Consider the following 1,465-nt stretch of genomic DNA (forward strand, 5'->3'; position numbering starts at 1 on the left):
GTACCTGCCTCTGTAGGTATTTCTGTATCTTTTCGGCCGCTGATTCTGGATAATAAATTCCTCATTTTCATCATCGTTTTATCTGTGGTATTTAATTCATCCTCAGAAAAACCAGCTCTGATATAACTTTTCCTATCACTCGCATATTTAGCATCAGACAAATCTGTTATATTCATTATAATTTTAAATGCAACACCATTGTCGTATAAATGTGCTTCCAGCACCCGGCCAAAACCGGGCTCACCAATATCCTCATTCCTATCGAAAATTACACCTGTTTGCTCCCCCTGTAAGCGATAAATTTTTTTCAAAAATGGCATATCTTTAGGATCAATAGTTTTATCCTCCTTTAACTCCTGTTCTCTTAGCCGTATCCGCTGTTCAAATGCAGGTGGATATAAACGCTCAGTTTCTATTTGCGCATCACCAATAAATATCCCATCATGAATAATATTGTCAAATCCAGCAGGAAGATCTATCAAATAACGGCCCACACATCGGGTCTGCATATTTGCTAACATTTCAGTTGTCATTTTCTTTTCCTTTTCAGTTAAAATCGGGTAATAAAATACGGGCATATGCCACCACAAGATATAAATAACCGCTAAAGTCAGTAAGGTCGTTTTCCTATTCAATTTTCACCTTTCACCACCTGCACCATCTTCACAATTGAGCGTAAGGTGAATAACCGGGCAAAAGTCTCTTCCGTCTCGTTATTTCCTTTATATGCACCTTCATGGTCAACTTCCGTTGCCAACTGACTGCGTAATCTTCTAGTTGGAATACGGCCAGCCCGTTCCGGCACGGTACCATCCCCTTTATCCTTTGGCGGTGCCAGCTTAAAAGTTTTCGCCGCAATATCCTGAAAAGAGGGACCAACAGAAAACTGCACCATACGTGTAGTACTAATCTCCAAGTTATAAGGATCATAGATCGGCTGATTAAAGGTCAGGCCGGAATAATCCTCCGTTTTATTGTAATAATCTTTACTGACTTCCTCCCAAGAGATAACCCCATAGGATAGATGTTTCTCACTGGCGCCATAAAAGGCATAGGTATTAGGATGGTATTTACCACTCAATCCTTCAATAAATGGCCTAACTTTTTTCCCTATAATATGTGTATAATTTTTCCAGCTTTCATTATCTTTCCACTTCTCCTTTTTATCCGGGTTTAAAAACCGGGTTTCACATAATCCCCACCAGTACTCCTTTTCCAGATAAATCTCCTCATACGGATCTAATTTCGGCAGTTTATGCGTCATTTTACCATCAGCGATATGTAACCAGCCTCGACCATACTCCTTTCCCGGCAGAAGCTGTAATGGGCCGGGAGATTGCGCCAACACCGGGGTCATCTCCGCGCCATTACTGCCGATAACCAGTCCAACCATTCCATCTTCACCGGTTTTCATCCTTTTATAAGTCATGGGTGAACCGGTATCAGGCATCACCCCATGCACAAT

At 41.3% G+C, this 1,465-nt stretch carries 2 pseudogenes; both read right to left on the reverse strand.

Annotated features, from left to right (window positions below):
- Positions 1-578: pseudogene (locus tag EAE90_RS23110) on the reverse strand (T6SS immunity protein Tli4 family protein); the annotation flags it as partial.
- A 53-nt stretch (positions 579-631) separates the two neighbouring features.
- Positions 632-1,465: pseudogene (locus EAE90_RS23115) on the reverse strand (esterase/lipase family protein); the annotation flags it as partial.

Source organism: Photorhabdus caribbeanensis, assembly GCF_018448885.1.
GTDB classification, from domain to species: domain Bacteria; phylum Pseudomonadota; class Gammaproteobacteria; order Enterobacterales; family Enterobacteriaceae; genus Photorhabdus; species Photorhabdus caribbeanensis.